Source organism: Psychrobacter sanguinis, from assembly GCF_020736705.1.
In the GTDB taxonomy this organism is placed as follows: Bacteria; Pseudomonadota; Gammaproteobacteria; order Pseudomonadales; family Moraxellaceae; genus Psychrobacter; species Psychrobacter sanguinis.
The window spans coordinates 955,907-980,367 of sequence record NZ_CP085990.1; the positions used below are offsets into that span (position 1 = coordinate 955,907).

The 24,461-nt window shown below is 42.5% G+C and carries 18 protein-coding genes and 1 pseudogene; 8 read left to right on the plus strand and 11 right to left on the minus strand.

The window, feature by feature from the left end:
* The first annotated feature begins 1 nt into the window (after nucleotide 1).
* Nucleotides 2-1,513: an MATE family efflux transporter gene (locus LK453_RS04055; protein WP_227674481.1), complete on the plus strand. Its 1,512-nt coding sequence runs from the start codon at nucleotides 2-4 to the stop codon at nucleotides 1,511-1,513.
* 209 nt (nucleotides 1,514-1,722) lie between these two features.
* Here the strand turns inward: LK453_RS04055 and LK453_RS04060 are convergent, their stop codons facing one another.
* Nucleotides 1,723-2,472 carry a hypothetical protein gene (locus tag LK453_RS04060; protein WP_201537486.1) on the minus strand — a complete coding sequence of 250 codons (750 nt, stop codon included), beginning with the start codon at nucleotides 2,470-2,472 and terminating at the stop codon, nucleotides 1,723-1,725.
* Nucleotides 2,473-2,632: 160 nt separating this feature from the next.
* Complete coding sequence (locus LK453_RS04065; protein WP_201537489.1) at nucleotides 2,633-3,376, minus strand: hypothetical protein; 744 nt, start codon at nucleotides 3,374-3,376, stop codon at nucleotides 2,633-2,635.
* A gap of 1,729 nt (nucleotides 3,377-5,105) precedes the next feature.
* Here LK453_RS04065 and LK453_RS04070 point away from each other — a divergent pair.
* Complete coding sequence (locus LK453_RS04070) at nucleotides 5,106-6,146, plus strand: NAD(P)H-dependent flavin oxidoreductase (protein WP_201537491.1); 1,041 nt, start codon at nucleotides 5,106-5,108, stop codon at nucleotides 6,144-6,146.
* A gap of 65 nt (nucleotides 6,147-6,211) precedes the next feature.
* Here LK453_RS04070 and LK453_RS04075 read toward each other — a convergent pair whose 3' ends face one another.
* Nucleotides 6,212-7,168, minus strand: coding sequence for an alpha/beta fold hydrolase (locus LK453_RS04075; RefSeq protein ID WP_201537492.1), 957 nt, complete (start codon nucleotides 7,166-7,168; stop codon nucleotides 6,212-6,214).
* A 401-nt stretch (nucleotides 7,169-7,569) separates the two neighbouring features.
* On the opposite strand from LK453_RS04075, the gene LK453_RS04080 reads away from it, so the two are divergent.
* Nucleotides 7,570-7,839 (plus strand): DUF2798 domain-containing protein, encoded by a 270-nt coding sequence (locus LK453_RS04080; protein ID WP_201537494.1) that lies wholly within the window; start codon nucleotides 7,570-7,572, stop codon nucleotides 7,837-7,839.
* 107 nt (nucleotides 7,840-7,946) lie between these two features.
* Here the strand turns inward: LK453_RS04080 and LK453_RS04085 are convergent, their stop codons facing one another.
* A complete protein-coding gene (locus tag LK453_RS04085; RefSeq protein WP_201537496.1) occupies nucleotides 7,947-9,482 on the minus strand; it encodes an alkaline phosphatase D family protein in 1,536 nt (511 codons plus the stop codon).
* A gap of 37 nt (nucleotides 9,483-9,519) precedes the next feature.
* Here LK453_RS04085 and LK453_RS04090 point away from each other — a divergent pair, with 37 nt between their 5' ends.
* Both LK453_RS04090 and LK453_RS04095 read left to right on the plus strand, forming a co-directional pair.
* Nucleotides 9,520-9,831, plus strand: coding sequence for an IS630 transposase-related protein (locus tag LK453_RS04090; RefSeq protein WP_201541622.1), 312 nt, complete (start codon nucleotides 9,520-9,522; stop codon nucleotides 9,829-9,831).
* A gap of 31 nt (nucleotides 9,832-9,862) precedes the next feature.
* Nucleotides 9,863-10,357 (plus strand): annotated as a pseudogene (locus tag LK453_RS04095) (IS630 family transposase); the annotation flags it as partial.
* A 299-nt stretch (nucleotides 10,358-10,656) separates the two neighbouring features.
* Here LK453_RS04095 and LK453_RS04100 read toward each other — a convergent pair.
* The 7 genes from LK453_RS04100 to LK453_RS04130 all read right to left on the minus strand — a co-directional run bounded on the left by LK453_RS04100 (nucleotide 10,657) and on the right by LK453_RS04130 (nucleotide 19,410).
* Nucleotides 10,657-11,406, minus strand: a complete 750-nt coding sequence (locus LK453_RS04100; RefSeq protein ID WP_007394720.1) for a YidX family protein — start codon at nucleotides 11,404-11,406, stop codon at nucleotides 10,657-10,659.
* A gap of 205 nt (nucleotides 11,407-11,611) precedes the next feature.
* Nucleotides 11,612-12,667 (minus strand): murein tripeptide/oligopeptide ABC transporter ATP binding protein OppF, encoded by a 1,056-nt coding sequence (gene oppF, locus LK453_RS04105; protein WP_201537276.1) that lies wholly within the window; start codon nucleotides 12,665-12,667, stop codon nucleotides 11,612-11,614.
* 3 nt (nucleotides 12,668-12,670) lie between these two features.
* Nucleotides 12,671-13,807: an oligopeptide ABC transporter ATP-binding protein OppD gene (oppD, locus tag LK453_RS04110; RefSeq protein ID WP_320157807.1), complete on the minus strand. Its 1,137-nt coding sequence runs from the start codon at nucleotides 13,805-13,807 to the stop codon at nucleotides 12,671-12,673.
* Nucleotides 13,808-13,901: 94 nt separating this feature from the next.
* Nucleotides 13,902-14,807 carry an oligopeptide ABC transporter permease OppC gene (gene oppC, locus LK453_RS04115; protein WP_201541516.1) on the minus strand — a complete coding sequence of 302 codons (906 nt, stop codon included), beginning with the start codon at nucleotides 14,805-14,807 and terminating at the stop codon, nucleotides 13,902-13,904.
* 107 nt (nucleotides 14,808-14,914) lie between these two features.
* Nucleotides 14,915-15,835: an oligopeptide ABC transporter permease OppB gene (gene oppB, locus LK453_RS04120; RefSeq protein WP_007394724.1), complete on the minus strand. Its 921-nt coding sequence runs from the start codon at nucleotides 15,833-15,835 to the stop codon at nucleotides 14,915-14,917.
* Between the two features lie 85 nt (nucleotides 15,836-15,920).
* Complete coding sequence (locus tag LK453_RS04125; RefSeq protein WP_201537279.1) at nucleotides 15,921-17,603, minus strand: ABC transporter substrate-binding protein; 1,683 nt, start codon at nucleotides 17,601-17,603, stop codon at nucleotides 15,921-15,923.
* A gap of 205 nt (nucleotides 17,604-17,808) precedes the next feature.
* Complete coding sequence (locus LK453_RS04130) at nucleotides 17,809-19,410, minus strand: ABC transporter substrate-binding protein (protein WP_227674329.1); 1,602 nt, start codon at nucleotides 19,408-19,410, stop codon at nucleotides 17,809-17,811.
* A gap of 637 nt (nucleotides 19,411-20,047) precedes the next feature.
* Here LK453_RS04130 and LK453_RS04135 point away from each other — a divergent pair.
* From LK453_RS04135 to LK453_RS04145, 3 genes are all read left to right on the plus strand, one after another.
* On the plus strand, nucleotides 20,048-22,375 hold the full coding sequence (locus LK453_RS04135) for a DUF2157 domain-containing protein (RefSeq protein ID WP_201537283.1): 2,328 nt from the start codon (nucleotides 20,048-20,050) through the stop codon (nucleotides 22,373-22,375).
* Entirely contained in the window at nucleotides 22,372-23,052 is a 681-nt protein-coding gene (locus tag LK453_RS04140; RefSeq protein ID WP_201537285.1) for a GDYXXLXY domain-containing protein, read from the plus strand. Before LK453_RS04135 ends, LK453_RS04140 begins: the two co-directional genes overlap by 4 nt.
* A gap of 270 nt (nucleotides 23,053-23,322) precedes the next feature.
* Nucleotides 23,323-24,315 (plus strand): zinc-binding dehydrogenase, encoded by a 993-nt coding sequence (locus LK453_RS04145; RefSeq protein ID WP_201537287.1) that lies wholly within the window; start codon nucleotides 23,323-23,325, stop codon nucleotides 24,313-24,315.
* The last annotated feature ends 146 nt before the right edge of the window (nucleotides 24,316-24,461 follow it).

The window sequence follows — 24,461 nt, forward strand, 5'->3', positions numbered from 1 at the left end:
ATTGAGTGACAAAACTTCTGCTGGTAAACAGCATGACCTAACCCAAGGGTCGATTGCCAAAACGATGCTTTTATTTGCATTGCCAACACTTGGATCGTCAATATTACAATCGCTAAATGGATCGATCAATGCCATCTGGGTAGGACGATCTTTGGGTGAAGAAGCGCTGGCAGCGACAGCGAACGGCAACATTGTCATGTTCATACTGATTTCCTTCGTTTTCGGTTTTGGTATGGCGTCTACGATATTGATTGGCCAAGCCATGGGGCAACATAACACTGTCATGGTCAAGCGAACTCTGGGTACCTCACTGGGTAGTATTATTCCTATCAGTGTCTTGTTGGCAATTGGCGGGTGGATATTTGCGCCTATGCTCCTTGAGCTACTCGGTACACCGACCAGTGCTTTTAGTCTTGCCCTGACTTATCTTCGGATGATTTTTATTGCGATGCCCGTTACCCTCACCTTTACCTTGATGATGATGGCGCTGCGGGGGACGGGCGACTCCACTACCCCACTTTGGTTTATAGCGCTGTCGGTCGCTATTGATTTAATCCTAACGCCGATACTCATATTGGGTATTGGGCCTTTTCCTGAATGGGGCATCTTTGGCGCCGCCTTTGCCACGGCCGTTGCCAACGCGGTAGCGCTTGTAGGTATGATGATTAACTTGTATCTACGTGGCTCTGTGCTAGCCCTTAACAAAGAAGATTTGCGCTTTTTAATCCCAGACCGAAAAATCCTATCTTCGATGGTCTCTAAAGGATTGCCAATGGGTCTGCAGATGATTGTCATCTCCTCAGCGGCACTAACTATGTTATCGCTGATTAACCGCGAAGGGGTACAGACGACTGCGGCCTATAGTGCCACCCAACAGCTTTGGACCTATGTTCAGATGCCGGCTATGGCATTAAGTGCTGCAGCGAGCGCAATGGTGGCTCAAAATATCGGGGCCAATCAATGGAGTAGAGTATCAGCGATCACTCGTTGGGGGCTTATTTTTAACGTGGTGTTGACCGGATTGCTTATTGTCGTCGTGACTGTTTTTGATGAAACTGTGCTGGGGCTTTTCTTAGGCGACGACAGTGACGCGGTTCCTATTGGGCGTCATATTCAGTTAATGGCAACCTGGGGCTATTTATTCTTTGGGATAGCACAGGTGCTTTTTGGTACCATGCGCGCAAACGGCTATGTGATTTGGCCACTGATGGTGATGGTAATTTCAATGTATCCGGTACGTCTAGGCTTCGCTTTTGGGTTTTATCCCAAGCTTGGCGCCGATGCGCTTTGGCTGTCCTTTCCAGCAGGTATGGTGGCGACTGCGCTCATGGGTGTAGGGCTGTATGTATATGGCGGATGGCGCAAAGGTAAGGTGTTACCTCCCAAAGAGGCGGCTCAAATTACTGAAGGCTACCGTGCTCAAGGAAGCTGTAGTTCGTCGTGTCGTGATATCACTCCCACGACTGCTTGGGAGCGAGCAGAGCAACAGGAAGTTGCTCCTCGTCGTACTTGATTGGGGTAGCGTGCTCAGGTAGGCTATTTTCCGTTGTGTAGTGACTCTGCATCGACTATTTCTTGGAATGAAGAATGGAAGGAGTCAAAAGATAGCAAAGCAACATCTGTCAGCAACTAATTATCCTATTATTGCTGATAGCTGGAATCATAATCTAAAAGTTTTCCCTAAGATTGTGGATAACTAGATTATCCAACTGATTCAGATTCTTATGACGCATTTTCCAAATCAGCACGTTCTTTCTCAACCGCTTCTAATAACGCAATTTCAAATTCACGGTTTTTAAATTCGATAACCCCTGAGTGAGCGGCACAAAAGTTTTGGGTATCGCCCCATTTTTCGGCAATACCAACCGCCCAGTCACAATACTGCTTGCCCGCATCTGGATCATCTTTTAATGCTTTTTTAGTCATCGGACTAATCGCAACTTCCGGCAAGATGGCTTTTAACACCTTGCCAGGTGGGGTAACAAAGGTATCATCAACATGTAACGACTTACTGTCAGGATGATATGCTAATAGTGAGCCTGCATGAACCTTATCATCTGGGGCAATATAATAGATACCTTGTGGAATTGAAAACTCAAGCTCCGGATAACGACTTGTCACCGCTTCGCTTTCTACAAACTCTTTTGCCCAGTCTACCTCAGGCACTTGTTCATGATGACGGATACTGCCGTACATGGTGGCATTTGGAAAGTCCTTTGCCATTTGTGCACAATGTAGAGTATGAAAAGGATGCAGGTTTAATACCGCTTCTACATCTTCTCCATTATTGGTAATCGTCATAATCTCGTCGCGGACGTCGTCTTCTAACGTATAGCTGTCTAAAAATATGAATTTGCCAGACTCTAGTTTTACCAGTGAGCACTGTGTACCCACATTAATAACGCCAGCGGCACGCATTGTACCGCGTACATTCCAAAATCCATTGCCCATATCTAATACTTTATCGCTCATTCTTAATTCCTATTTATTGTTGTTTCTGTGGTATTTATTTTGATGACTACTTATAATTCAGTTGCTTATTTTTTCTATGGCTACTTATATTATTATTTTGAAAGTCTATTCATTTTCGTTAAGGATTTGCCGTCAACTATAATTGTGAAAATCCGCTAACTTATTGTCCCAACTGAGCACGGCCATTATCAATCGCTTCTATTAATGCAGTTTCAAATTCTCGGTTTTTAAACTTAACTAACGCCGAGTGTGCTGCGCAAAAGTTCTCTGTATCACCCCATTTTTTAGCAATATCTATCGCCCAATTATAGTATCGCTCAACAGCATTCGGCTCATCCTTTAAGGCATCTTTCGTCCTAGGATGAATGCTGATAACAGGCATGTCATTACGTAAGTGAGCAAACGGTGGCGTCACAAATGTATCATCCACATGTAAACTTTTACTGGCAGGATGATATGCCAATAATGAGCCGCTATGGACATCGTCTTTCGGAGCAATATAGTAAATACCTTCAGGCAGTGAGAACTCTAACTCTGGATAACGACCCGTTACCGCGTCGCTTTCTACCACCTCCGGAGCCCAATCTACCTCCGGGACTTGCTCATGATGACGGCTACTGCCGTACATGGTGGCATTGGGGAAATCTTTTGCCATTTGCGCACAATGCACTGTATGAAAAGGATGCAGACTTAAAATAGCTTCGACATCTTTACCCTCATTGGTAAGGGCCATAATCTCATCGCGTACGTCACCTTTTAGCGTGTAGCTGTCTAGAAAAATGAATTTGCCAGAGTTTAGCTGTACTAAGGAACACTGCGTACCTAAATCCAGAAACCCTGTTGATTCATGTGACCCACGTACATTCCAAAATCCGTTACCTAAAGCCACTACTTCATCGCGCATTGTTGAACCTTTTTAGTTTTTTATTTCTAGTTATTTTTTTTAGATAAATTTAGACGGTATTGATACTGATTCAACCGTACTAAACTCAGCAATAGTTTTTAGCTTAGCAGATGACACCTCAGTTAAGCTTGCGAAGTTACAGATATGCGTCATAAAGCTACGTAATGAAATCTGAATAGCTTTTTGAAAAACTTGGACAAAATCGACTGATTGATATCATTGATATCGATATCATTAGCTCAAGCAAGCTTATCGTGATATTACTTGGGAGCGAGCAGAGCAACAGGAAGTGGCTCCTCGTCGTACTTGATTGGGGGTCCTATCAACTCATAAAAAAAGAGCTATCATTTGATAGCTCTTTTTTCTAGATTAAATAGCTTTTAGCAGCTTAGTTATATAGTGTTTTGAATATGGAAGTTTTCTCCATTAATATAACGTCCGTTATACAAAGTTGGAACTTTTGTTACCACTTAAACTGCCAAAAAAAACTCTTTTTTAAGATTCTCATATCCCCAAAACTTCATTAGAAAAGTTTGTTAATTCAGTATTGCTCTGAACAGGACTGGAATCTATGGAATTCGTCCAAGTAAGCTGTTGCAACATAGGTGAGCAAAGTATCGATAAGACAATAAGCATGCCTTTAAACAGCCTACCTATCTTATTTTTGTACATTTGCTTACTTGCAAACTTGGTATTAAATACCTCAACCTTTATAGTGATTTTGAACTTCATTCAATCTCCATTTTTGGAATTTAAAAAAAACAGGCATTGATATCAGAGTCCATATGAGGCATCATTTGTTTTGCGAATAGTTCTAGTTGCCGCTATAACTATTGCAAAAGCAGAATCGCTTCATATAGGCAGGTCTAATAGGATCAATGCATTTTTAACAAGTAGGTCTACTTACTTAAGTATAATTCATTCATTCTTATTTCCTCCTTTATTGCTCTGTATCAGAAATACGGTAGGACGCACACTAGCTATTAGTCTCGACAACTTTTTTTAGCTTTTGTGCGTCTTTTATCTTGTCCAATATCTAAATAATTAATACAAGATAAATATAAGGTAAAATGATAAAATTTACTATATTGACAAACAGTCATATAGGGGTTCAAAGCCTTGTTTTATAAGGATTTGAAGTGTATAAAAACGCTTGAAAATTCGCAAACCTTCATGGTCTGCTACGTAGCAGGCTTGTCAATTAAAAATAAAATTAGAAAAATAATCTAAAACCATAAGAATTCAGCCTTTTTTCGCATAAACTGTCTCATAGATAGTCCTCTTAACATAATTTTACGTATCTATTTTTAATAGCCACAAAGCAACATCTTTACGAATTTAGTACTAAACATAAAAGCCTCTAGTTGAACTAGAGGCTTTTTCATTGGATTAGAAAGTGTTAAGGATTTTTAAAAATCTATCAAATAATGAACGTGCCAAATATAATAAATATTTAGAGAACAATACTAATTATTAAATTTGTTTAGGAAAGTGTTCGCCTAAATCGTTAATTTGAGATGAAAGTATTGAAAAACGTATATTTGTAAGAGCAGTTGAATTATCAAAAACAGTTAATTGAGAGTTATCCTAACCTCATTCAGCAACTAAATAATCCCTATTACCTAAACAGGTAACTATTGTTTGATAAAGTAACTCATGTGGTTCCTCAAAAACTCAGATAACGTAGTTAAATATAAACAGCTAAAAAACAATAAAAAGGATACCTACCATGACTCTACTAAAAACCCTAAATTTAACCTATCCAATTGTACAAGCGCCGATGGCTGGCGGTGCGACGACTCCTGAACTAATCGCAGCCGTCAGTAACTTTGGTGGATTAGGTAGCTTGGGAGCCGGCACTACTGCACCGGCGAAAATTCAGGAACAAATCCAGCAAATTAAAGTCTTAACCGATAAACCCTTTGCGGTAAATTTAATGGTGCTGTCAGAAGCTGAATCGACCACCTTTGATGCGCGGATACCTGAGTGGCTACAAGCGTATTATGAAGAACAAGGGATTGAACTGACTTTGTCTCAAAATCCAGCTCAGCTATTTGAAGCTCAGTTGCAAGTCTTGTTAGATAACCCAGTACCAGTTGCTAGCTTTACCTTTGGTATTATCAGCAAAGAGCAGGTAGCAGCGCTACAGGCAATAGGAACAAAGGTTGTGGGCACCGCAAACCACCCAGAAGAAGCCAAAGCTTGGGCCAATATCGGCGCAGATGCGGTGTGTGTACAAGGCGTGGAGGCTGGTGGACACCGAGGTGGCTGGCTACCTCAAAGCGAACAAGACCCGTTAGGCTTACTGACTTTAATTAGCCAAACCAAAGCAGTCACTGACGTGCCTTTAATCGCAGCTGGTGGCATTATGACCGCACAATCGATAAGAGCTGTACTCAGTGCAGGGGCTGAGATAGCGCAACTAGGCACAGCCTTCTTAGCGACAGCCGAGAGTGGGGTGAGCAGTGCTTACAAAGCTGAGCTGTTAAAAGCTTCCAGAGGAGAGCGTAGCAGTCAAACTTGTCTAACCCGTTTATTTTCAGGGAAACAAGCCCGGGGACTGGTGAATGATTATTTGATCAAATATGCAGCGTATGACAACGACAGCCTACCTGCCTACCCTCAGCTCAATGCGATGACCCAGCCTATGCGTGTCGCTGCGTCTAAATCCAACAATACTGACTATATGTCACTTTGGGCCGGACAAGGCGTGGCCCTAATTCAAGCTGAGCCAGTGGCGACCTTGATGCAGCGATTGGTATCCCAGTAATAAAAAAGGCTAACAGAAACCCGCTTCTGTTAGCCTTATCCTATATTTCCATATACCTTATTTTATTACTGCTTTGGCTGTTGCTTTAGCGACTCTCGAAAGGCTTTATAGTCATTTGCCGACTGTTTCACAGCTTCTACCATCGGCGCATGCCCTATCTCTGGCATCATAATAACCTTGGCTTGTGGGATCAGCTTCGCTATGTAATCAGCCGTCTCGGGTTTGATGACTTGGTCTTTCTCGCCCCATACGACTAAGGTCGGTATTTTATGTTCCGCGATAATTTTAGCCTCGTCTTCCATACTATCGTCAACGATTTGTTTTAATATTTTGGCCTCTAACTGTTGGTTGTCTATTCTTTCTTGTGCCATTATCGCTTTAAATGTTTTTGGAAGATAAGGAGGTTTATTCATGACCAACTGCATCATGTTTTCAAAATCTTCAAAGTTTTTTACCAATAATGGGTTGTCATCTAATGTGCCACTTTGCAATGCTTCGGCCATACCCACTGACAAAAATCCCCCTGTATCTATCAACCATAGGCTTTTAACTTCTTCTGGATACAGACTTGCATAGGCGGTACTGATCGTTCCCCCCATTGAGTTACCGCCGACATGCAGGTTGGAGGCCAGACCTTTGGCTTGCATTAATTCATGTAAGCGCTGAGCTTGCGCTTTAGCTCGGTAATCTGCATCCATAGGTTTGTCAGACTCACCAAAACCTAGCAAATCAGGGATAATCACATGATAGTTTTTAAACTCTTTCGCGATAAAGATAAAGTTGTCTTTATTAGCTCCAAAACCGTGAATCAATAACAAGGGTTCACCCGAGGTGTTTCCATTTTCTGCATAAACCAACGTCTCACCTGTCGACAGTTTGAAAGATTTAATCGCTAAGTCAGCCTTGTTGCGTTCGTGCTGTACTAGCTTTTGGGTGGTGGCGACTGTTATCGAGTTTGGGGTTGCGCAGCCGATGACGGACAAAGCCAACATTGCTGCAAGCCCTTTTTTTAATAATGTCATTATTACCCCTTGGTTAATTGGTTAAATAAGTTATTGAATGACTAGGGTATTAAAAATACCTACCACAGTCATCAACCCCGCAGACCAAAGGCCCACTGAACAAGTGACCGTTCTATTAGTTAAAGCTAAGGTTAATAATACCACTTTTGATTGATATTACTCTTGTAAATTATCAAGGTATCTAGGCGGATCATAAGACAGATAGTAGAAGACAGAAGAGAGAGGAATAGGCCACCGTATGCCCTCTATAGATTTGATTTGAATCAAATTAAACCAATATAAGATAGTAAATTCAATTATTTAAAATAACGGTTATATAATGTGCCGTATTCAGAGTAATCTACTCCACAAAATGTTGTTTTAGCCAATGCTTAAATCTAATTCGCTGTAGGGAACGCCCCATGACAAAGTCTACCAAAGTATCTCGGAAACCAGCAAAAATACGCATGAGTATTAAGTTTTATCGTCTTATCTTCACCGGACTGATGGCGCTACTCATGTCTTTAATTATTTCGGCATCACTGATATTGGTCAAAGAAGGCTATACCGATCTCTTCTTTGACCATCTGCTAAACTCTTGGAAATTGGCCTTTGTTTTCGCCTGGCCCAGTGCCTACCTCTGTGCCTATGTTATACAGACTCATGTGTTGAGTCGCATTGATTTTTATTAAGTCTGTATCGTTATTGCGTTATCGTTATCGAGTTAAAGCAGCATTTGAATTCTAATCACTTAAATAACTCTCATGGCTCTGATAACTTTGATAACTCTCATAAATGGCTAGGCAACGGGGTCTAAGTTTTGGGTAAATAACGTGCGCCCAAACATATCTTTTAGCATAACTTTCATCGCTTCGGTTCTGCCGTCAATTTCCACTTCGCCATAGAACTGCATGCCCGCACTCGGTGGTAAATTTGACTCGCCCTCTTTAGGCGCTTTGACATATCTTAGTTCAGGACCGAAGGTGTTATCGAGCTCATTAGGCCCAAACGTACCTGCATTCAACGGTCCAGAGACAAACTCCCAAAAGCCATTAAAGTCCTTGAACTGTGCCTTATCTGGGTTGTAATAATGCGCCGCTGTATAATGCACATCGGCCGTTAGCCATACAGTATTATTGACGTTATTGTGTTTAATGAACCTCAAAAGATCTGCGATTTCATGCTCGCGTCCTAACACTGGTCCATCGCCATTGGAAGAGTTTTCAAAGTTATCCCCATCTTTGACCATCAGGCCAATAGGCATATCAGAGGCGATGACTTTCCACGTGGCCTTCGAGTCTTTTAACCCTTGCTTTAGCCAAGCGATTTGTTCACGGCCCATATAATCGGTAGCATCGCTAGGTTGTGCTTGGCGATTGGCTGAGTTATCACCGCGATAGCTACGCATATCGATCACGAACACATCTAGGCTTGGACCATAAGGAATTTTGCGATAAATACGCTCTTTTTCATCTGACGATAATCGCATCGGCATATATTCCATAAACGCCTTCTTAGAACGAGCAGCTAACAGAGCAACGCTTTTGGTTTGATATCTGTCATCCTCTATAATTTCATTGGGATACCAGTTGTTTAAGGTTTCATGATCATCCCACTGTGAAATAATAGGCACTTGGGCGTTAAAATGACGCACATTTTTGTCCATCAGGTTATAGACATAATTGCCGCGATATTCATCCAAAGTTTCCGCCACTTTACTTTTTGCTTCTGTTACTACATTTTTCCATACACTGCCATCAGCAAGTTTCACTTTTTCTTGGACAGGTCCATCGGCATAAATATTATCACCACTATGAATAAAGAAGTCCGGACGGCTTTTGGCCATGGTCTGATAGATGGTCATTCCCCCAATGTTTTCATTAATCCCCCAACCTTGTCCCACGGTATCGCCTGACCACTGAAAACGAATGTCCTGTTTTAAATTAGGGGCCGTTTTAAAATGGCCCAATACGGCATGACTTTCATTGTTTACACTGGCCAAGTCTCGATAACTGACCCGATAAAAGATATGTTGTCCGGCAGGTAAGTTTTGCAAATCTACGGTGGTGGTAAAGTCGTTCTCTGGCAAAGCAGCAGGCCCCATAACTCTTTTGACTTGCTCAAACTTAGGGGTGGTTGACCATTCTACGATCATACGGGCTGGGCGATTGGTGCGACTCCAGACGATGCCTCTGCCATTTGAGATATCTCCAGACTGCACTCCATAAGGGATTAAAGGACGGTCTTTACCAATGGCAAATACTGAGGATGAACTGAGGGCGGTCGCACCCGCCACAGTGGATAACTTCAAAAAATCACGACGGTTAACAGACATATAGTCAAAGAACGAATAAAGTGGTACACTAAAACTTATGGCATATTCAAAAGACTACCGACAAATGATTCTTAGCAAACTTGACGAAGGCTACAGCTTTCGGGAGTTAGCCGAAGAGTATCAAATTAGCCCAACCAGTATACAAAACTGGAAGAAACGGCTTGAGCGCAAACAATGCAAACGAATCCCTAGTAAGATAGACAACGATGCCCTTATAGCAGATGTCAAAGCCTATCCTGATGACTATCATTATGAACGAGCAAGGCGATTTAACTGTAGCGACAGAGGCATAGGAAAAGCTCTCAAGCGTATCGGCATTACTCAAAAAAAAGACACTAAAACACCCTAAAGCAGATGACAATCTAAGGCGTCTATTTCTTGAACAACTGTCTGAGTTTGAAGAAAGCGATAGAGCTATTATTTATTTAGACGAAAGTGGTTTTAAGTCTCATGAGAATCGACCACACGGCTATTCCTATAAAGGCAAACCGTGCTTTGGCAGTTATAACTGGCAACTAAAGAATCAAACTAATGCTATCGGTGCTATTCACAATAATCAACTATTCGCTATTGGCCTTTATGATTGTAATGTCAATGCCGACGTCTTCTATAGCTGGGTGACACAATTGCTACTGCCAAACCTACCTAAGAATAGCGTTGTTGTTATGGACAACGCCACCTTCCATAAAAGACTTGATATTCAAGAGCTTATTAATGATGCAGGACACTGTATTTTATGGCTACCACCTTATAGCCCAGATTTAAATCCCATCGAAAAAGCCTGGGCTTGGATCAAGCGTAAACGTAAAGACTGGCGTCTGCAGTGTATCGATACTTTGTTCTTTTATTTTCTTTGGCTTTGTAACAGTTTATAAGTTCTTTCACTATACTTTATCCTTTGTTAATCTTAGATTGGGTTGAAGCCTTAGCTGTTTTAATATTTATCGTCTTACCAAGTTGAATATTAAAATTAAGGCTATGCCTGAGAACATAGTAAAAAAGGAAGATGAAGATTTGATGTTAGATTTATTAATTTTAGAAGATAGCATAGCGCCCATATAGTACTGATCTAACATAATCCTGATCTAACAAGCTATTAAGTACCACAACATCAAAAAGCCCCTTGCGACTGAGTCACAAAGGGCTTTTTTATTATTCTAGTTTCTATGATATTTTACTCTGACATAGCACCTATAAGCTGGATAGGAAAAGTAACCACATCAAAGGCCAAGGCGAACGGCAGTAACACTAGCTTTTCAGCCGCGTTATTGCCACTGCGTGCTGCAGTCTGAGACTGAGTATAAATAGTCACCGGATATGGCTTACTTAAGGCACTGTATTTGGATTGAATCAAACTTAGATTACTAACAGCTGGGTAAACTGCCCCTTTAATAGGTACAGTAAAGCAGAAGCGTTGAGCCCCAATGCGTTGGTCACTGGCATCGGTACATTCTTTGCCGCCATTTTGTAAAAAGAACTGGTAATCGCTGCGCTTAAACTCATCTTTTAACTTGGCATACGACATTTTCATCTCACCCTGAAAATAGCCATCGTTGCGGGGTGAATAGAAAGTCATATCACTGTCCACTTGGATGTTTTTAGGCGTTAAATTGGTCAATATATTGACCATTTCAGGACCACCTTGGGTGAGCACATAGCTATTCTTTTCACCGACAATAACCACACTACTCGCCGGCATATTGGGCAATGCTTGAGCAGGTCGACCGAAGGCCACCAACTGATCGTCGACTAGCACTTGTTTGGACGAGTTACGGCTGCTTTGACTGCTCTTAGATTCCATTAACTCAGTAGTAGCACACCCTGAACTTAGGAGTAGCATAGCCAAACCTGTGGCTCCCAGTACTGTCTTTACCCCACTCGAACTTAAACCAGCACCCTGCTGAGATTTACTAAGTTTTTTCATAGAAGCTTCCTTGTGTCGATTACGCTGTTTTGATATTAAATCTAACAGTACTTAGTGATTAAATTGGTACTTATTTCAGTCTCTAAATTAGTGTTATTTAGTGAATCTAATATCTATCTTAACTCGTTACTCTTCACTTGACTATAGGTATTCAGTGCCAGGTATTCAGTGCCCGTTTATTTACAGCCCCTAAATCACGTTACCGTTAAGCCACCTCGCCGCTAATCGTGGGCACTTTATTTTTCAGACAGGCCACCAGGTGATCTGCTCTACCCTCTAGTACCGGTTTGGTTTGAGCACAGCCATCATCAGCGATAGGACAGCGGGTACGGAACACACACCCTGAAGGCGGATTAATAGGGCTAGGTAAATCCCCTTCCAATAACTGAATAGTCTTGTTGCGCTCAACTTTTGGGTCGGGAATGGGAACCGCAGACATTAACGCTTGGGTATAAGGATGGGTTGGACTACTATAAATAGCCCTATCTGTTCCTAGTTCAACCGCATTGCCCAAGTACATCACCATGACTCTATTAGAGATGTGTTTTACCACGGATAAATCATGGGCAATAAAGATAAGCGCTAGACCCATCTCTTGCTGCACTTCTTGTAATAGGTTGATGACCTGCGCCTGAATAGAGACGTCGAGTGCAGAAACCGGCTCATCACAGATGATCAGCTTTGGCTTTAAGATTAGAGCACGGGCAATACCAATACGCTGACACTGACCCCCTGAGAATTCATGCGGATAACGGTTCACTTGGTTGGCAAGTAGACCCACCTTGCTCATCATTGCCCGCACTTCTTGCTCAACTTCGGCTTTTGTCATCTTGGGGTAATAGGTACGTAACGGCTCGGCGATAATATCTCCCACGGTCATACGTGGGTCTAAAGAGGCCAATGGATCTTGGAAGATCATTTGCATGTCTTTGCGAGTCATGCGCATCTGTTTTTTGGAAGCACCTCGTATCTCTTTACCATTAAACTTAATACTGCCCGAACGTGCTTCAACTAAGCCGATAATAGTACGTGCTAGGGTGGATTTACCACACCCTGACTCGCCGACCACCCCCAGTGTCTCGCCGGCATATAGATCAAAAGAAACCCCATTGACCGCTTTTAAAGTCGCTGGCTTTTGCCAAAAATAACTGCCTTTTTGTTTGATATCAAAGCTGGTCACCACATCTCTAACTTGCAATAAAGGGGTGTCATTCACCACATCGATACGAGTGCTAGAAGTTTTATCGTTTGACTGTTGCATGAGTTACCCCTCTATCCCAGTGATGGTTTTGTCTTGAATGATATTTTCCTCACCTAACTCCTGCACCTGTTCTTGCGCATCTTGCGGCTCTGTATTGGCAACATCCTCAGGCTTCCAATGACAGGCACGTTGACGGTCATGGGGTAAGAACTCTAATGGTGGTGCCACGTTATAACAAACGTCCATCGCATAAGAACAACGCTCATAGAACGGACAGCCAGGTGGCAAGCTCAATAAGTTTGGTGGGCTACCGGGAATGGTCTCCAGTTTACCGCTTTCATTATCCAAGCGGGGAATCGCCCGCAGCAGACCTTTGGTATAAGGATGGGTAGGGTTATAGAAAATATCGTCCGTTTCCCCATACGCCATGGTACGTCCAGCATACATGACCAACACTCGATCACAGATACCAGCTACCACACCTAAATCATGGGTAATCATAATAATGGTGGTGCCAAAGTCTCGCTTTAGCTCATTCATCAAGGTGGTTATCTGAGCCTGTACCGTCACATCTAGAGCGGTGGTTGGCTCATCAGCAATTAACAACTTCGGACGACATAACAGTGCCATGGCAATCATCACCCGTTGACGCATACCGCCTGAGAACTCATGTGGATACATGCCAATACGCTTACGTGCTTCTGGGATTTTTACCGCATCGAGCATTTTGATGGCTTCTTCCCAAGCCTCTTTTTTGCTCATACCTTTGTGCAAAATAAGCACTTCTGCCAACTGATCACCGATTTTCATATACGGGTTTAACGAGGTCATCGGATCTTGGAAAATCATCGATACCTGCTCAGCACGTATCTTATTTAGCTCTTTTTCAGACAGACCCAACAGCTCACGACCTTCGAACAAGACTGAGCCATTGGTGTGGCCATTTTTTGCCAATAAGCCCATCATGGCAAAGGCAGTCTGTGACTTACCCGACCCTGATTCGCCAACGATACCCAAGGTTTCGCCTTGGTGTAGATCAAAGTTCAGACCGTTTACCGCAGTGACTTCACCATCTTCGGTGCTAAATTTTACCGACAAGTCTTTTACCTGTAGCAATGCTGGTGCGCTTGAGGAAGCATGACCGTTTGGGCCAACTTGTCTTTGACTGTCTGGTCCTACATTCATGTGTTGTACTGTCATAATAAATATACCTGTATTGGCTGTCTGGCTATCAGATAATTAGATGTCGCTACTTTAATTAGCAAAATATAAGTTAGGACGGTATAGCGCCGTATTAACGGTCTTTAGGGTCAAACGCATCGCGCAAGCCATCACCAATAAAGTTAAAACAAAATAACGTCACCACTAAGAACACTGAAGGTATTAAAATCTGCCATGGAGCAACTTGCATGGTCTGAGACCCTTCTTGCAATAGTGCACCCCAACTGGTCATTGGCTCTTGAACCCCAAGTCCCAAGAAACTTAAGAAAGATTCAAATAAAATCATGCTGGGTACCAGTAATGAGGCATAAACCACCACCACACCTAAAACGTTAGGCACAATGTGACGCATAATAATATTAAAGCCAGAAACACCGCCAACGTGCGCCGCTTCGATAAACTCTTTGCTTTTCAAGCTTAAGGTTTGGCCACGTACAATACGTGCCACATCTAGCCACGATACCAAACCAATGGCCACGAAGATCAGCATTAAGTTACGGCCAAAGATAGTCACTAGTAAGATAACGAAGAACATAAACGGAAAGGCGTTTAGAATTTCCAAAAAGCGCATCATGATCGCATCGATTTTTCCGCCTAAGTAACCAGAAGCGGCACCATAAACTGTACCAAACACTACGGCTACTGTAGCTCCAGCAATACCTACTAACAGTGAAATCCGACCCCCAATGGCGGTACGTACTAGTAAGTCTCGGCCTAAGGAGTCGGTGCCAAAATAGTGCTTATTTTCAAATGATGGCGTACCCTGCATATATCCCCAGTCTGTTTCTGCATAGCCAAATGGGGCAATCATAGGCACAAATATTACAAACATGGTGACCAAAAATAAGATAACCAAGCTGGCAATAGCCGCTTTGTTCTTATAAAAACGACGCCAAGCATCTTGCCATAAACTGCGTCCCTTAATGTCTGATGCAGTTGGCACTACAATATCAATTGGTTTATTAGCGATAACACTCATAGTCATCCTTGTTCTTAAATGGGTTACTTTAAATGGGGATGTTTGAAAGTCTAAGTTACGGTTGGACAACCCTGAATATTGTCTCAGTAGGGTTACCTCAGCGATACCTAATACTTAATCTGTGGGTCAATAACCGCATACAAAATATCGACGATGGCGTTAAAAGCAATGGTCAGAACCCCAACCAAGATGGTCAGACTAAGCACCATACCATAGTCGCGGTTTAATGCACCATTGACGAACAATTGACCGATACCTGGCAAACCAAAGATAGTCTCAATCACAATAGAACCAGTAATAATACCCACAAATGCAGGGCCTAAATAGGAGATAACCGGTAGCATCGCCGGACGCAGTGCATGCTTTAAGACGATACGCTGCATCGGCAAGCCCTTAGAGCGCGCGGTACGAATATATTGACTGTTCATCACTTCAATCATTGAGCCACGCATAATACGAGCGATACTGGCGGTATAGGCTAACGCCAGTGCCGTCACTGGTAAGATAAGGTTTTGTACTGCCCCATCGTTCCAGCCACCGCCCGGTAACCACTTTAAAGTAATAGCAAAGATTAAAACCAACAATGGCGCTTTCACAAAGCTTGGAATAACCACCCCAATGTTGGCGAAAGCCATGACGATATAATCAATCCATGAGTTTTGCTTTAATGCCGCCACAATACCGAAGATAAGTCCCAACACTACCGCTAAGATAAAGGCATATAAACCTAGCTCAATTGAGACCGGTAGTGCTTGTGCTAATAGCTCATTGACGGTGTAGTCTTTGTATTTAAATGAAGGACCGAAATCGCCCATCAAGATTTGCTTCAGATAATTGACATACTGTAACCACATGGGGTCATTTAAATGATATTTAGCTTCGATATTGGCCATAACCGCAGGCGAGAAACTACGCTCACCGCTAAAAGGGCTACCTGGGGCTAACCGCATCATAAAAAATGACACCGTAATGAGGATAAACATAGTCGGAATGGCTTCTAATAGTCGCCGAAATATAAGCTTTAGCATAAACCCTCTGTTTTAAGTAATCCTACTAGTATAATGGTACGGTTAATAACGATATGGTGAATAAACAGACAATGCTGTCAGCAAATTAATGCTTGGCAATCGCCACGTCTTTCATGTGCCAAACATCTAAAGGGTCATTGTCTGGGAAGCCTATTACGTAAGGTTTCACCAAGCGCACCCCAACATAATGGTACATATTTAAGTTTGGCATATCGGCATCAAGCTGAGCTTCGGCTTGTTGATACAAGTTAGCCCGCTGTTTAGCATCTACGCCTTCCACCAATGTCTGATTTAACAGACGATCAAACTCTGGGCTTGAATATTTACCATGGTTATTGGTGTTGTCTGTTTTTAAGGTATTTAAGAACGAAGACGGTTCGTTATAGTCACCACACCAGCTTGAGCGCGCGATGTCATAATCCCCTGTACGGCGTGTATCGAGATAGGTCTTCCACTCTTTATTGACCAACTCCACCTTAACCTTATCTGCCCCTAAAGCCTCTTTGATAAGCGAGCTAAAAGCCACAGCGATTTTTTTGTGATTGTCACTGGTGTTGTATAACAGTTGGAATTTAAGGGGGTGACTGGCACTATAACCGGCCTGCTGCAATAAGCTGTTGGCCTCTTTAATACGTTGCTCTTTACTCCAAGCTTGCCACTCTGGGGTAAAGTTGGTCATGCCATTGGTAGACGGTGGGGTTAATTGATACGCTGGTTGTTGCCCCTGCCCCATAACCTTAGTGGCTATAACATCGCGATCTAAAGCTAAGGCCAACGCACGGCGAACGCGAACATCATTAAAAGGCGGTCTAACAATATTGTATTTATAGTAATAAGTACATAAGCGGGGAGCGACGCGCAGCTCCTTGCCCATGGAAGCTTTGATTGACTCAAATTGCTCAGGGGGCACTTCAGCACTCACATCAACCTCGCCCGCTTGATAGCGAGCCACATCAGTGGTGGGTGATGAGATGGGCAAAATAGTGACGGTATCAATGGTGGTATGGGCATTATCGAAATAGCTTGGGTTGCGTTTCAACACAATCTTGTCGTTAACCCGCCACTCGCTCAAGGTATAAGGTCCGTTAACCACGATATTAGCCGCATCGGTCCACTTATCCCCAAACTGCTCAATGACTTTTTGAGGCACCGGCTTGGTTGAGGTATGAATCAACATATCTGGAAAGTAAGGCACCGGCTCAGTTAGGGTAATCTGCAGCGTTTTATTATCCAAAGCTTTGATACCCAAGGTCTCAGGATTTGCCTCTCCTGCCATAACCGCTTCTGCCCCACTGACTTTGGCATCGACCAAATAACTGGCATAAGGGGAAGCAGTATTAGGATCGACCAAACGTTGCCAGCTGTAGACGAAGTCCTCTGCCGTTACTGGGTCACCATTACTCCACTTGGCATCACGCAGCTTAAAGGTCCAGACTTTGTTGTCTTTACTCTCCCAGCTCTCTGCCATACCCGGCACTGTTTTGCCTTCACGGTCTGTGTCTACTAAGCCAATAAACAATTGACGAATGATATTACCTTCAGGAACCGCTGATACTTTGTGCGGGTCAATTGATTCAGGCTCTGCAGTATTATTAATGGTAATGCTTTGATCTTCAGCAAGAGCCTTTTCAGCCTTACTGTCTGCATCACTACTGTTATTAACCGCTTCTTTGTCATTACAGCCCATTAGCGTAGCGCCTAATAAAGCGCTTAAGGTTAGCGCAACGGGCCATCGAGCCATCGAACGAGCACGCGGGGACTTAATCATACAGACGTCCTTGTATAAAAAAATTAACGACAAGTTAGTTAACTAACGGTTAGGAACGGCTAGCAACTACCTTAACTTTTAGCTGTATTTATAAAAAATACCAAGCCCTAACAAGAAGAAGGCGCTTTACAATCATGCTTAGCGGCCTTCTTCTTGGGCTTACAGACCTAATTTTTCTTTATAGTTTTAAGTTATGGTTTTAAGCTTAGTGCTTAGCCACTTTTAGGTCTTTAGCTTGCCAGTTGTCTAAAGGATCTTTGGTTGAGAATCCTACGACGTATGGCTTGATAAGACGTGGGCTAACGTAGTGATAAACGTTAATATTAGGCATATCCGCATCTAACTGTGCTTCTGCTTGCTGATAAATACCGGCACGCTGCTCTGGGGTAACACCAGCTTTCAAGGTTTGTGTCATTAAGCTATCAAAATTGGCGCTTGAGTATTTACCTTGGTTATTGCTGTTGCCAGTTTTAACGATGTTTAGGAAAGTAGAAGGTTCGTTGTAATCACCACACCAGCCCGCACGCGCGACTTGGTAGTTACCATTGCGGCGAGTGTCTAGATAGGTTTTCCATTCTTTGTTAATCAAGCTGACATCGACGAAGCCCAAAGACTGTTTCCATAGCGAGCTTGCCGCCACTGCAATTTTCTTATGGTTATCATTGGTGTTATATAACAGCTCAAATTTCAGTGGCTTGCTTTCGCTATAACCGGCTTCTTTAAGCAGTTTTTTCGCTTCTTCAACACGTTTTGCTTGATCCCAACTTTGCCATTCTGGGGTGTTATTTTGCATACCGTTAGTGGCGACTGGTGTTAATTGATAAGCAGGAGTTTGACCTTGACCAACTACCTTATCAGAGATGGTGTTGCGATCTAGAGCCAACGCCAATGCACGACGTACTCTGGCATCATTGAAAGGCGGTTTAACCGTGTTAAATTCGTAATAATAAGTACAAAGCATCGGTGATACTTGTAATTGATCACCTAGCTGCTCTTTCAAAGAGGCAAATTGCTCAGGAGGCACTTCATTATAAGTGATATCAATTTCACCTGCCTGATAACGAGCGACGTCAGTGGTGCTTGAAGGAATGGCTAATAACGTAATTTTTTCTAAGGTAGTATTGGCATTGTCATAGTAGCTTTCGTTACGCTCTAAAACGATTTTGTCGTTGACTTGCCACTCGCTAATTTTATAAGGACCGTTGACTACAATATTGGCAGGATCCGTCCATTTTTCACCAAACTTTTCGACTACCTTTTGAGGAACCGGTTTTACTGAGGTGTGAATTAAAGTATCTGGGAAATAAGGAACGGGTTCAGATAGCGTCACTTGCAGGGTTTTTTCATCTAATGCTTTTACGCCTAGGGCATCTGGTTTTACTTTACCGTCGATGACTTCTTGGGCATTTAAAACTTTGTCATCGGCTAAGTAACTAGCATACGGAGAAGCGGTATTTGGATCAACCACACGACGGAAGCTATAAACAAAGTCTTCGGCGGTTACTGGATCGCCATTTGACCATTTTGCATCACGAATCTTGAAAGTCCAAACCTTATTATCTGCGCTTTCCCAGCTTTCAGCCATACCAGGAATAGTTTTACCATCAGGATCGGTGGTGGTTAATCCCACAAACATTTGACGTAAAATATTTGACTCAGGTACGCCAGATACTTTATGAGGGTCTAAGGATTCTGGTTCCGCGCCGTTATTGATAACCAACTCTTGTTTGTCGGCCAGTACATTAGGATCGATGTTAGCTGCGCTACTATTGCTCGCAGATTTATCACCACAGCCTACCAACATCATGGATAAGGCTAATGTGGTAGGAAGAAACACTGAATTTATTATGAAAGTTGATTTACGCACGATAAAATCCTTTTGGGCAATGGTAAATGGAAGCGAGAATAAGCAGGCTTATACAGTAATGTAAATAACCCTAAACTAGATACTAAAACTAAAATCGGTATTAAAGTAAAACACTAACGAGCAATCGTTTTAAAAAACAATTACTTAATAACTGTGACTTAACGTATAGGTTCTTACTATTAAGGTAACTAGAACTTACTGCATTAATTCATTATAGGCATATTAATAAAAAAAATATATGAGTCTGTCAATAAATATTCATATATTCGTGTTACACCAATTTTTATAGTTTCTTATTTACCAATGCTTGGCTACAGATTTGACTGCAAAGTCACTTACCGTTTTATCAAGTCACAATACTCAGTAAAAACTAAAGAATGGATGTATTGATAAACATTTGTTTGGTAAATAACGAAAATCTTTGATGAATATCTAGAATATTCAATAAATAAATTACGTTATGCGTATACTTTCAGTGCGCCTCTATCCTGTATGCTGTGATAACTGATAAGCTGTAAAAAAAACAATTGTCCTGCTTAATCATTCAAGGAAGATTAACAAACGCATCGAGGCTATTATGACGCGCCCCTCTACCTCCCCTATTCTAAATACTTACTCTACTTTTCAAACCAGCCGTGATGTAGTCGATGGTAGGACTTGGTATCGTTTTTTCACTCGGTTTACCGCGATAACCAGTGCCATTGCCTTAGTGTTGGCTTTGATATTTTTCATTGCTTATAACTGGATGTACATGGGCAAAATGGGTAAGTTTGGCTTGGTAGAAGGGGCATTAACATTAAGCATTCTAGGCTATACCCTGTTGGCCCACAGAGGTATCTATCCCTTTGCTCAACAGCTTCTGTTGTTGATGGCAAGCATCATAACCGGCGGCTTGTTGGCACTGGTAGGTCAGGTATATCAGACAGGTGCGGACAGTTGGCAGTTATTTTTTATGTGGGCAGTTTTTATTGTTCCTTGGGTATTGATCGCTCGCCTACCGGCATTGTGGCTACTGTGGTTGGGACTGATTAACCTTAGTTTTATGCTGTATAGCAATGTGGGTGGTTTTTGGTTCACGAATGCCACTTACTCAAGCCTACTGTATTTGACAATAATAACCGCTATTAATAGCTTGGCCCTTATTTTGGCTTTAAAGTTTGCTGATAAATTTGCCGATAAAGAAATTAGACACGGGCCAACCTCGTCCGTAGAAGCCGAAGACCCTGGGGTTAAAACTAATACTGAAGCCATCATCATGCCACTTCACTGGAGTGTTTATGTGGTCGGGGCAATCGTGGTCTATTTCGCCACGCGCTTGGGCCTTTATCCGGTACTGAATCTCTCATCTCTACTGTCTACTGTGTTAGCTTTTGGGGTATGGCTAGCAGTTATGTGCCTTTTTTACGGACGCTTTCGGAAGAAACAAATCGATTTACTGATGCTCACTCTGTTATCGGGCTCGGTTATTATGGTGTTGATGGTCATAGCCACTCAGTATATTGCTCCTTATCTAGGCGACTTAGCGTTATTTGCTTTGGCCTTTATGCTTATTGCTTTAAGTGCTTCTGCGGTAAATTGGCTACGAAAACTCAATACTGGCATCAAGCAGCTGTCAGTGAGGCCTGATAGCCTTAAAAATCAAACTGAAATCAATGTCGATAGTTCTAATAGTTTTGAGGATTTGGAAGAGCTTGAGAGTTTTGACAAGTTCAAGGATTTAAATAACAGTCAAACGGTCGATAACACACAGGCTATCAAAGCGCCCATTACCACTGCCATCCCTTGGTATTTACAGTTGTTTTTGGGTCTGAGTGGACTATTGTCTGGGGCGTTAATTACAGGATTTTTGGTGGTGCTATTGAACACTGCACTGCGAGACACCCCCATAAAACTGATACTGAGTGTGCTGTTATTGTTCATCAGCTGGGTACTGTTTAATCCCCATTTTTTTAGACGCTCTGCGACCGTCGCTGCAGCGAATAACAGAGACAAATCGCATACTTTTAGCAATAGTTTAGCCTTTGCATTAAGCCTATCCGCTCAAGCATTCTTAGGGGCGGTACTGTTTGAAACTTTTGATACTTCGATGATTATAGTCAGTATATTTATGCTGGTACAAGTACTGCTACTCGCCATTATCCAAGACAGTTTACACCGCTTTTTCAGTGCTTTTATAGCGTTAGGCTGCTTAGTGTGGTTATTGAGTTATTACCAGCTGCCAGAGCTATCTGCAGCCGTATTGGCATTAGTTGCCACGGTTACGGGCTTACCGATAGCTAAGCTGCCGTTTTCTAAAACACCCAAACGACTTCCCTTTACCCAACAGCCGTGGCTCTCTACCGTAGTAAAGCCATTGAATTATGCCAGTACAGTAATGCTATTAATGATATCTGTGCTGTTTATCGCCGCTGAACATACACAGTATATCGTAGGGGTAACGACTGAGTTTGCCTACAATTATCCTTTGGCCCAAACGCTTCTGGTCGCAGTGTGTCTCTATGCAGCCCATCTTATTTTGAGTCATTATCAGCTCAAGCTTACCTCAAAGACGGGACGTTTAATTGGTTTGTCGATTATTTGTTTGGGCATCGTATCTGTATATGTCTCAGGAATATTGGCCACAAGTTTGGTGATTATTATGGCGGTTGCCAACCAGGATAAAACGCTGTTGGGACTCGGTATTAGTGCCTTAGTGGGCTACGTTTTCTGGTACTACTATCAGCTCGACAGTAGCTTATTAATGAAGTCTGGCTCCTTAATGGCCGTGGCTCTAGTGTTATTTGCCATTCGTAAATTGCTAAATAGGGAGCACTTTGTCCACTCTAGCCTGCTTAGACTTTACCCAGCCTCATCCCCTACTGATAAACCTAACGATGATGATGCAAAAGAGGAGGAATTATCATGAGCATAACACCCACTCCCCCTCATACTCCTACGCCCATACCCCCAAATAAACCCTCGAAACCTAGGGTTGAGACACCCTTAACATTAAGGAAAAAGGTCAGCCTAGTATTGGCTGTTGTTGGTCTGTTAATCACCTTGGTCATAACAAATCTAACTATTAAAAAGTACGAAACCCATTTGACCACGGCAGAGGAAGTGCTACTTGAACTGGCACCTGTTGACCCTCGCAGCCTAATGCAAGGTGATTATATGGCGTTAAACTATGCCATCGCTGAGCCCATCATGGCGGCAATAGAAGCTCAAGAGGTCGCAGAAGGTAACCTAGAGTACGTTGAGACTTTGTACAATATTTCGCAAGACGGCTCAGTAATTATTAAAAAAGATGCACAGGGCGTAGGCCATTTTGTACGCTTAGCGCAGCACTCAGGGAGTGGTGATGAACCGTTAGCCCAAGACGAAATGCTCTTACAGTATCGTATTCGTCATAGTCAGTTAAAAATTGCCACCAACGCTTTCTTCTTTCAAGAAGGTCAGGCTGAAGCCTTTGAACAAGCGAAATACGGGATGTTTCGTATCAATGAGCAAGGCAAGCCTTTATTGACCGATATGGTGGATAAGCGGTTTAAAGTGATTGAACCTAAAAAAGTGCAATCTCAACAGACAGATAATGGCGCTTAACTTGCTGTAAAAAGAGCACTACACCATTAACCAAAGTCGCACTGATGACAGCTTTATAGAGCGGTAAGGTAGTTGATGACGTCTATATAGAAGGCTTGTTTGATAAATTATTGCTTAAAATAACTTAAAGCTAATCGCAAGTCTAATAACTCAAATAACTTAGACGTACAGCGGGATAGAATGCGGGCTATATAGCCCTATAACTTAAATTATAAAAATCCGTTTAACACTAACCCAATAATAATAATCAGTGAAATAAAGGACCTTATCATGCGTAGTGCCACATATAGTAATTTCGGAAAACCTGAAGATGTTTTAAACCTTCAAGACACGCCGATGCCAGAACCTGAACCTAACGAGGTGCGTATAAAAACTCTGTTATCTTCGATTCATAACCATGATTTAATCATGATACAAGGCGAGTATGGTGAAAAACCCGACCTACCAGCAGTCGGTGGTAGTGAGGCGGTAGGTAATATTGATGCCTTAGGAGACGAAGTAGAAGGTCTGAAAAAAGGACAGCGGGTGGTGGTATCTGGCGCTCAAGGTACTTGGGCCGACTACTTCAAAGCTCCAGCCGATAAAGTAATACCCCTACCCGATACCATCGATGATGAACTTGCGGCTCAGTTAATCGCTATGCCAATGAGTGCGTTAATGCTGATAGAGTTCTTAGAATTACAACCAGGGCAATGGTTGATTCATAATGGGGCCAACGGTGCTGTCGGTATGTCATTGGCGCAATTAGCGTCTGAACGTGGCATTAATTCGATTAATGTGGTGCGTAGTGAAGACTCAAAACAAGAGCTTGTTGATTTGGGTATTACCGAAAATACGGTGAAGACCGAAGACGATGACTGGCAACAACAAGTAAAAGATATCCTAAAACAAGCCACTGGCAATCCTTCAATCCGAGGCGCAGTTGATGCTGTTGGCGGTCAACCTGGTGGCGAGCTGTTGTCCTTAGTGGGTAAAGACGGTGTCATGGCCTCATTAGGTGGTATGACAGGTAAGCCATTGACCTTAAACCCTAATGACTTAATCTTTAAACAGACTCAAGTTAAAGGGTTCTGGGGAGCTGTGCAGATGAAAGAGGCGACTCCTGAAACTCTTCAACGCTTAACTGCTGAATTAATTGACCGAGCCGCAACGGGCAAATTAAAGCTACCAACTGGCGGTATTTATCCGTTAGAAGATATCAAAAAAGCAGTGTCTGAAGAGGTTCAATCGGATAAAAAAGGTAAGATTTTATTAAAGCCTTAAGTTTCAATCAGTCTTAGTAAGTCGTTATTATTAAAGCAGATTCGAACCAATCCATTTATTTAAAGTTTGTTTGAAGCTTATTGGTTTAAAGTCTTATTAAGCATCTCATTATGAGGTGCTTTTTTGTAAAACCAACTAAATCTCCC

Excerpts from the sequence above, each read along its gene's own strand:
- LK453_RS04060 (WP_201537486.1), bottom strand. The coding sequence starts at position 2,472 with ATGAGCGATAAAGTATTAGATATGGGCAATGGATTTTGGAATGTACGC.
- LK453_RS04065 (WP_201537489.1), bottom strand. The coding sequence starts at position 3,376 with ATGCGCGATGAAGTAGTGGCTTTAGGTAACGGATTTTGGAATGTACGT.
- LK453_RS04070 (WP_201537491.1), top strand. The coding sequence starts at position 5,106 with ATGACTCTACTAAAAACCCTAAATTTAACCTATCCAATTGTACAAGCG.
- LK453_RS04075 (WP_201537492.1), bottom strand. The coding sequence starts at position 7,168 with ATGACATTATTAAAAAAAGGGCTTGCAGCAATGTTGGCTTTGTCCGTC.
- LK453_RS04080 (WP_201537494.1), top strand. The coding sequence starts at position 7,570 with ATGACAAAGTCTACCAAAGTATCTCGGAAACCAGCAAAAATACGCATG.
- LK453_RS04085 (WP_201537496.1), bottom strand. The coding sequence starts at position 9,482 with ATGTCTGTTAACCGTCGTGATTTTTTGAAGTTATCCACTGTGGCGGGT.
- LK453_RS04090 (WP_201541622.1), top strand. The coding sequence starts at position 9,520 with ATGGCATATTCAAAAGACTACCGACAAATGATTCTTAGCAAACTTGAC.
- LK453_RS04100 (WP_007394720.1), bottom strand. The coding sequence starts at position 11,406 with ATGAAAAAACTTAGTAAATCTCAGCAGGGTGCTGGTTTAAGTTCGAGT.
- oppF (WP_201537276.1), bottom strand. The coding sequence starts at position 12,667 with ATGCAACAGTCAAACGATAAAACTTCTAGCACTCGTATCGATGTGGTG.
- oppD (WP_320157807.1), bottom strand. The coding sequence starts at position 13,807 with ATGACAGTACAACACATGAATGTAGGACCAGACAGTCAAAGACAAGTT.
- oppC (WP_201541516.1), bottom strand. The coding sequence starts at position 14,807 with ATGAGTGTTATCGCTAATAAACCAATTGATATTGTAGTGCCAACTGCA.
- oppB (WP_007394724.1), bottom strand. The coding sequence starts at position 15,835 with ATGCTAAAGCTTATATTTCGGCGACTATTAGAAGCCATTCCGACTATG.
- LK453_RS04125 (WP_201537279.1), bottom strand. The coding sequence starts at position 17,603 with ATGATTAAGTCCCCGCGTGCTCGTTCGATGGCTCGATGGCCCGTTGCG.
- LK453_RS04130 (WP_227674329.1), bottom strand. The coding sequence starts at position 19,410 with ATGATGTTGGTAGGCTGTGGTGATAAATCTGCGAGCAATAGTAGCGCA.
- LK453_RS04135 (WP_201537283.1), top strand. The coding sequence starts at position 20,048 with ATGACGCGCCCCTCTACCTCCCCTATTCTAAATACTTACTCTACTTTT.
- LK453_RS04140 (WP_201537285.1), top strand. The coding sequence starts at position 22,372 with ATGAGCATAACACCCACTCCCCCTCATACTCCTACGCCCATACCCCCA.
- LK453_RS04145 (WP_201537287.1), top strand. The coding sequence starts at position 23,323 with ATGCGTAGTGCCACATATAGTAATTTCGGAAAACCTGAAGATGTTTTA.